This window comes from Alteromonas sp. 14N.309.X.WAT.G.H12, from assembly GCF_036697315.1.
In the GTDB taxonomy this organism is placed as follows: domain Bacteria; phylum Pseudomonadota; class Gammaproteobacteria; order Enterobacterales; family Alteromonadaceae; genus Alteromonas.
This window is the reverse complement of sequence record NZ_JBAHZB010000052.1, coordinates 1-8,351: the sequence shown is the minus strand read 5'-3', so window position 1 is coordinate 8,351 and position 8,351 is coordinate 1. Positions and strand designations below refer to the sequence as shown.

Genomic DNA, 8,351 nt, shown 5'->3' with positions numbered 1-8,351 from the left:
CGAGGGGCGAGGAAAACTTGAACGTATTGAAGTGACGGCGCGTAAAACCGTAGAGTCATTACAAGAAACCCCGGTGGCGATTACATCAATCGGGGCCAGTGAGCTGTCTGAAAAAGGCATAAGCGTGCTCACAGAAGTCCAGCAATTTTCTCCTAACACCACATTACAAGCCAGCCGGGGCACAAACTCTACACTCACCGCTTTTATTCGCGGTATGGGTCAGCAGGATCCGTTGTGGGGCTATGAACCTGGGGTGGGTATTTATGTGGATGATGTTTATATTGCCCGTCCTCAAGGGGCGGTTTTAGATTTGCTAGATGTACAGCGAATCGAAGTGTTACGCGGGCCTCAAGGCACATTGTATGGCAAAAATACCATTGGTGGTGCAGTAAAATATGTGACCAAAGAAATGACCGGCGACCCTCAGTTAAACGCCGAAGTGACCATAGGGAATTACAATCGCCGGGATGTGAAGTTCACCGGCCAGTATCCCATCATGGAAGATAAAGTCTATCTGGGATTCGGCTATGCCAATTTAAATCGTGATGGCTACGGTGAGTTTTTAGTTTCCGCTTTAGATGGACAAGATACTGAAAACTACAACAAAGATTTGTGGGCGGCCCGTTTAACTTTGGAAATTCACCCAACGGATGACTTTTTTATTCGCTTTGGTTGGGATAAAACCGAAGACAAATCCAACGCCAAAGGCGGTTATCGTTTACTGCCCAGTTTGCTAACCGATGCACCAAGCCCTGACTCGGTGTATGACTCGTACACCAGCTTGCCTACCAACAACAAAGTGGAGTTGGAAGGATACAGTTGGATGGCGCGATATGATGTGTCCGACAGCCTTGAAGTCAAATACATCGGTTCGCACCGGGAAGGTTATTCGCCAACCAACATCGATTTTGACAATACCCAGCTTGATATTTTCGATGTGCCAGCCATTTACGAAGATGAAAATGACACCCATGAATTACAGGTCAACTATGTTAGCCAATCTTTTAGCCTAGTCAGTGGCTTGTACTATTACGACGGTGAATCCTGTGGTGTGTTTGATGCCGTACTAGGGGTGTTAGGGCGCACCTATGGGGCATTGGGTATTTTCCCTGAAGACACCACCGGATTTAGCCGCGAAACCTCAGGTTGTAACAACAGTGAAAGCTGGGCGGCTTATTCCCAGTTAAATTACGATATTAACGATAAATGGTCCATTTCTTTGGGCGCGCGTTTTACCGATGAAGAAAAACAAGCAACGGTTAATAACGGTACGGTGCTTTACAATTTATACCCAGAATCGGGCTGGATTGATGGCTATGTCCGCCCTGATGACGTGAACATTCCTCAGGTACTGGGTACCGATACCGATGGCGACGGAATTTTGGATGCGCCTGCTGTGGAAAGCTGGTCACGCTTTACACCACGGGTTGGGGTGGAATATCAGTATGCCGATAACATTATGTTTTTCGCCAGTTATGCCCAAGGGTTTAAATCAGGCACCTTTAACCCGCGAGCCGAAACCAATGAGCCGGGTGTAGCGCCTGAAGTGGTAGACTCCTTCGAGCTCGGCATGAAGAGTGACTTAACGGATCAGTTCCGTATGAATATTACCCTGTTCAGCTATGATCATAAAGATCGCCAATACATTGGTATTGAGGGTAATTCCGATGATCCTACTGCGTTACAGCAACGCTTGAGAAATGCCGCAGAAACGGCGGCAAAAGGGGCGGAAGTGGAAATGACTTATGTGGTCAATGATGCCCTGTCCTTCGATTTGGCCTACGGCTATATTGATTTTGAAATTAAAGAAAACAATGCCATTCCTCCGCTTATTGGTCTTGCCAGTACACCGGAAAACACCTTGAACCTTGCGGCAAACTATTTGCTGCAAACCAATTGGGGCGATTTTATCTTTAATGCAAACTACTACTTCCGTGATGATTACCTGCTGTTTGAAACCAGTGATCTGATTAAACAGGATGCCTATGGCATGGTGAATTTAAGCGTGAATTGGGAAAGCATGGAAGGGAACTGGTACGGTGGTTTACACGTGAAAAATCTTACCGACGAAGAGTACCTGGTAGGGGGTTATGACTTTGTAACCCGCAATGATGATGGTACCTACGGAGCGGGTTTAGGCGGCGATACGACCTTGATTGGATACTATGGCGATCCTCGTACAGTACAGCTCACGGTGGGTTATCGTTTCTAGCCCCCGCAGTAATGAGTGATGGTTAAACAGGCGGCGCTATGTCGCCTGTTTTCGTTTATTTGAGATCTATGTGCTAAATTGAGCACACATTCGTGCAAAGGAAGATTAGGACTAATCATGCAATCGAAGGTACTCATCGCTGATGATCATCCGTTGTTTCGGGCTGCTATGCGTCAAGCGCTGCTGGATATTGTGGGAGACAATATCGTTGAAGCGGCCACATTTGAAGAAACCCAAGTAGCATTGAGTAATGATAACAGTATCGAATTGGTGTTTCTTGATATCCATATGCCGGGTAATGACGGCCTTACCGGCCTAAGTGAGATCCGAACGTCATTTCCCGATGTGTTGGTGGTGATTGTATCGGCAGAAGATGCGCCGGTATTAATACGCAAAGCCATGGATTTAGGCGCCAGTGGGTTTATTCCCAAATCGACGCCCCTTACCGTCATTGCTGAAGCGGTCAATGATGTTCTTGAAGGGGAGCAATGGCTTCCCGATGGGTTAGAAGATGAGTTAAGTCAACATCAAGACAGTGAGGAAGCCGCCTTTGCTGAAAAACTGGCTTTGCTAACTCCCCATCAGTTCAAGGTACTAAAAATGATGTCTGACGGGCTACTTAATAAGCAAATTGCTTACGAACTGGCTATTTCTGAGTCCACCGTTAAACAACATGTCTCTGCCGTATTAAAAAAGCTACAAGTGATTAATCGCACCAAAGCCGGGGTGTTGTTCCGCCAGTTAACCGGCTCTGATTAACCATTCTTCCCATGCAACATCATCACTCAGTTTTTTTATTTAAGCAGCTGTTTTAACAGCCGCTTAAGGGCGCCTTGTTTAACGGGTTTGGGCAGGTATTTTAATCCTGCTTCGGTGGCCTTTTCCCGTATATTATCATCGCGGTTGGCGGTATTGAGTATGCCGGGTACCGCCTTATTCCAATGTTCCTTTAGCGCCAACGCGACCTGTGTGCCCGTCTCATCCCCATTTAAGTGATAATCTACCAGCATTAGATCTGGCGCTTGAGGGCAGCATTCTAAGGCCTGTTGTAGCGATGAGGCACAAACAACCTGGGCGCCCCAATCTTGCAGTAATTCGCTCATGGCTAAGGTGATCTGAACATCATTTTCAATCAGCAAAATTGTTTTGTCTTTAAGCCATAATGGGGACGATCCATTCATTTCTGTCAGATCTACCTCACCGTGTTTGTGCAAGGCCCGTTGCGTTCGGGGCAGGGTAACTGAAAAGACGGTGCCTTTAGATTCTTCAGATACCAATGTCACAGGGTGATGTAACAGTTCACTGATCCTTTCTACAATGGTAAGGCCTAGCCCCAATCCTTGATTGGCTTGGTTTTCAAGTTGATGGAACTCTTTGAATATATTTTTTTGCTGATGGATTGGGATCCCTATACCGGTATCACACACCCACACCCTAACGCGGTGTTTTTCATTTCGTCGCACCCCAATTAACACCGCGCCTTGGTGGGTATAGCGAATAGCATTAGAGATGAGGTTTTGCACAATTCGCCGCAATAACTTTTTGTCTGACCGTACGATGACTGCGGTTTTGCAGTAACGTAAGGTGAGATTTTTCTGTTTCGCAATCACGGTAAATTCGTTAAACAGGGGCGTGAGTACATCATCAAGGGCAAACTCTGTTATTTGTGGAACAAGTACCCCAGATTCAAGTTTTGTCATATCTAACAAGGTAGAAAGCAAGGATTCTGCACTGGCTAACGAGGTAACCAAGCCTTGCGACAAGGATGACAATTCGGTATCCGTGGTTTTTTGACGCAACATAGACGCAAATAAGGTGGCGGCGTTAAAGGGCTGCATCAAATCATGACCGGCGGCAGCAAGAAATTTGGTTTTACTTTCGTTTGCCAGGTCGGCTTCCATTTTGGCTTGTTCAAGTTGTTCGGTACGTCTTGCAACCCGAGCTTCAAGATCGGACTTTGCCTTTTCCAGTTCTTCTTGGATTTGGATGTACTGGGTAATATCACTGTAAGTGGTGACATAGCCGCCGAGGGGAAGGGGGCTGCCGTTTAATTCAACCACTCGGCCGTCGGGTTGTTTTCGAATATAAGTATAACGGCTGCCGTTTTTCATATACGCAATACGCTTTTCGATTTCGCTTTCGACGTTTTCCACTGGGCCAAGTAAGCCCCGTTTGGCGTTATATTCCAGTAGCGACTGAATGGCGATCCCTTCATGCAAAAAACCGGGTGGATACTTAAAGAGTTCCAAGTAACGCTCGTTCCATGCCAGTAGCTTGAGCTCCTGATCTAACACGCTGATCCCTTGCTGAATATGTTGCACCGAGGATTGCAATACTTCGTGATTAAATTGAAACGTTAGGGAGGCTTCTTCTACCCAATCCACCAGTTCGTTTAACGATCCCGGTTTACTTTGGGCAATGGCCGACAGCAAAATACGGGCACTAGGCGTACCGACTTGGGCGGCAAGTAATTTTTCCACCCGCGACAACAGGCTTAAGCTGGCAAAACCTTCCTGAGCCGCGGGTGCAGTGCGGGAGGCCACTTGTCGACGTAATGCCTGATTGACTTCGGGCTCCAGTACACGGGCTGTCAGGGCAAATAAATCTTGGATCCGTATGGCTAATTTCGGTTGGTTGTCCTTTTCCTCATCGGTACGATTGCCGGTGGAAGTCGAACCATCGAGTAAAGAAATACACAGTAACGTAATGCAATTGACCACCATACAGGCAAAAAAGCTGCCGCCTAATTCGGCTTCGGTGGGGGCCGGATTAAAATAGTAGCTGGATAAAATAGACGGATACAATAGCCATGCAGACCAGCATAAAAAGCCGACGAGTATGGCCAGTTGCGTTGCCCGTTTGCTGATCCTTTGCCAATACAAACCCCAAATCATCGCCGGTAACAATTGGGCAAGTAGGGCAATGGCAATAATACCACTTTTCACCAAGGGGGCACTTTGACTGACATTAACGTGATACCAGTAGGCCACCGATAACACCACTAGCACCGTGAGGCGGCGAATGGTGAGTAAGGTGGTATTACGCATGGCGTGGGTGGGATTATTTTTAAGGTGAATTTTGAGCCAGATAGGGGTGAGAAGGTTATTTGCTATCATAATGCCCAGTGCCAGTGTGGCCACAATGATCATGCTGGTCGTTGCCGATAACCCCCCAATTAAGGCAATGAGTGAAACGGTTTTATTCTCTGCATATAACGGCAGCGCCAGTACAAAGGCATCAGTACTCACTGTGGTGGTATCAAGCAATATATGGCCGGCTAAAGCAATGGGTAAAATAAAGAGGGTCATGCCTAACAAATAGAGAGGGAACAACCAACGTGCGGTACGTAACTCGTTTTCACCATTACATTCAACAAAGTTCATATGAAACTGGCGGGGCAAAATAAAAAGAGAACAGACACCCAATAACACATGGCTGGCATATACCAGCGGCGCACTGTCGGCGTATAACACTTTTCTCGCTTCCGGGTGCAGTGCCGCTTGCGCCATAAGATCAAAGGGCCCATTAAACAGCGAATAACACACAAATAGTCCGACGGTGGTTAAACCAATTAATTTTATGACGGATTCCACGGCAATGGTAAGCAGTAAGCCAGGATGCTTGTCGGTTAAATTGAGGGTTCGGGTACCAAAGAGAATGGCAAATAAGGCCATTAAGGCCGCCACATACAGCCCTACGGTGTTTGAACCATCGCCGGTGCCCGGTGAAATTAGGGTAATACTGGCGGAAATAGCATCGAGTTGCAGGGCGATATAGGGAATAACGCCAATAAAACACAGTATTGTCACCATGGCGGCCAGTAAATGTGAATGTTGAAACTTAAGGGCAAAAAAATCGGCAATGGAACTGACGTTATGGTTATGGCAGTAGCGGGAGATGCGAAGTATCACCGGAAAGAAAAAGGCCATGGTAAGAATGATACCGGCATAGGTTGGCACTAAGGCCCAGCCAAATTGGGAAGCCTGGGTGGTGGTGCCAAAAAAAGCCCAAGATGTACAGTGAATACCCAACCCTAAACTATATAAAACCGGATGTTGCTGGTTATCCTTTAGTTTTTTGTCCCCCCAAAAGGCGATAAGGAACAAAAACACTAAATAAATCACTGTTATCAGACCTATGGTCCAAATGCTAAACATGGATAAATAAACATGAAATTCTTGTGTTTAAGCACCTTACAACAAACCGCGGGCAAAAAATATCGCTGTTAGCCACAAATTTTTTAAGGATACCCTTGAAGGGGGGTTAACTAACCCCATTAATAGCTCCACTAAACGCAAAATTGCTGTCATTAACCAGGGATAACTTCTCTGCGTGGTGATCAGCAAAATGTGAAATTTGCCCGGAAAAGCAACGTTTGGAGGAAGGCATGAGCGAAGAACGTGACGTGCACAATGAAAAGAAGCCACAGGATGCTGAGGTATCTCAGGCAGAAGAAGTGACTCAGGAAGATGTTGAGTCAGCGGAAGAACAATCCGAAAATGTAGAGCAACAAGACGTGTCTGAAACCCAGCAAAAGATATATGAGTTGGAAAATGCACTGTCAGAAGCGCAGGCACAGATTAAAGAGCAACAGGAAAGTGTACTGCGTGCCCGTGCCGATATGGAAAATGCCCGTCGTAGGGCAGAAGCTGAGGTTGAAAAAGCCCGTAAATTTGCGTTGGAGCGTTTTGCTGGCGAATTACTACCGGTTATCGACAACCTAGAACGTGCAATTCTTGCTGGTGATGGTGAAAACGAAGTCGTCAAGCCACTCCTTGAAGGTGTGGATATGACATTAAAGTCTTTTGTTAGCACCATTGAGAAGTTTGGTTTAACGCCGGTGGATCCCCAAGGCGAAGCTTTCAATCCAGAGCTTCACCAAGCCATGTCCATGCAAGAAAGTGCCGATCATGAACCAAATACAGTGATGGCTGTGATGCAGAAAGGCTACCAGATTAACGGACGCTTACTTCGTCCGGCAATGGTCATGGTGTCCCGCGCGCCAGAAAGTGGCGTTGATACGCAGGCATAACTTAGGCGAAAGCCCGTAATAGCCGACAGATTTTTTTCTGGCGACTCTTGAAAAAGTGGAAAAATAACCCCACTAAAAATGCAGAAATTAAAGATTCTTATTTTGGAGACACAAAATGGGTAAGATAATTGGTATCGACTTAGGTACAACGAATTCATGTGTCGCTGTTTTAGATGGCGACAAACCTCGGGTAATCGAGAACGCTGAAGGTGATCGTACTACGCCTTCTATTATTGCATACACTAACGACGGTGAAACACTGGTTGGCCAATCGGCTAAACGTCAGGCGGTAACAAACCCTGAGAATACCTTGTTCGCCATCAAACGACTCATCGGTCGTCGCTTCGAAGATAAAGAAGTCCAGCGCGATATCGACATCATGCCTTACAAAATTGTTAAAGCTGACAATGGCGATGCATGGGTAGAAGCGAAAGGCGACAAAATGGCGCCGCCGCAAATTTCAGCTGAAGTGCTGAAAAAAATGAAAAAGACAGCCGAAGATTATCTTGGCGAAGAAGTGACCGGTGCCGTTATTACTGTACCTGCATACTTTAACGATTCTCAGCGTCAGGCAACTAAAGATGCTGGTCGTATCGCTGGTTTGGAAGTTAAGCGTATTATTAACGAACCCACAGCCGCTGCCCTAGCTTATGGCATGGACAGAAAACAAGGCGACAATGTTGTTGCTGTTTACGACTTAGGTGGTGGTACCTTTGATATCTCTATTATCGAGATTGATGAAGTTGACGGTGAACACACTTTTGAAGTGTTAGCGACCAATGGTGATACACACCTAGGTGGTGAAGATTTCGATAACCGCGTAATCAACTACCTTGTGGACGAGTTTAATAAAGACCAAGGTATCGATCTGCGTAAAGATCCGCTGGCCATGCAACGTCTTAAAGAAGCCGGTGAAAAAGCGAAAATCGAATTGTCTTCTTCACAGCAAACGGAAGTTAATCTGCCTTATATCACCGCAGATGCCTCTGGCCCGAAACACCTTGCCATTAAGGTGACCCGTGCCAAGTTAGAGTCTTTGGTTGAAGATATGGTTAAAGATTCGCTTAAACCCGTTAAACAAGCCTTGGCTGATGCTGACCTTTCTGT

The 8,351-nt window shown here is 46.3% G+C and carries 5 protein-coding genes; 4 read left to right on the top strand and 1 reads right to left on the bottom strand.

Annotation, left to right across the window (positions count from 1 at the left end):
- Both V5298_RS13290 and V5298_RS13285 read left to right on the top strand, forming a co-directional pair.
- Positions 1–2,212 (top strand): TonB-dependent receptor (locus tag V5298_RS13290; protein WP_332931932.1); only part of this gene is annotated, 2,212 nt, incomplete at its 5' end.
- 117 nt (positions 2,213–2,329) lie between these two features.
- Positions 2,330–2,971 carry a response regulator transcription factor gene (locus V5298_RS13285; protein WP_332931931.1) on the top strand — a complete coding sequence of 214 codons (642 nt, stop codon included), beginning with the start codon at positions 2,330–2,332 and terminating at the stop codon, positions 2,969–2,971.
- A gap of 35 nt (positions 2,972–3,006) precedes the next feature.
- Here the strand turns inward: V5298_RS13285 and V5298_RS13280 are convergent, their stop codons facing one another.
- Positions 3,007–6,369, bottom strand: a complete 3,363-nt coding sequence (locus tag V5298_RS13280; RefSeq protein WP_332931930.1) for a PAS domain-containing hybrid sensor histidine kinase/response regulator — start codon at positions 6,367–6,369, stop codon at positions 3,007–3,009.
- Positions 6,370–6,599: 230 nt separating this feature from the next.
- On the opposite strand from V5298_RS13280, the gene grpE reads away from it, so the two are divergent.
- Both grpE and V5298_RS13270 read left to right on the top strand, forming a co-directional pair.
- Positions 6,600–7,244: a nucleotide exchange factor GrpE gene (gene grpE / locus V5298_RS13275; RefSeq protein WP_332931929.1), complete on the top strand. Its 645-nt coding sequence runs from the start codon at positions 6,600–6,602 to the stop codon at positions 7,242–7,244.
- Positions 7,245–7,359: 115 nt separating this feature from the next.
- The coding region (locus tag V5298_RS13270; protein ID WP_332931928.1) for an Hsp70 family protein at positions 7,360–8,351 on the top strand (992 nt) is incomplete at its 3' end.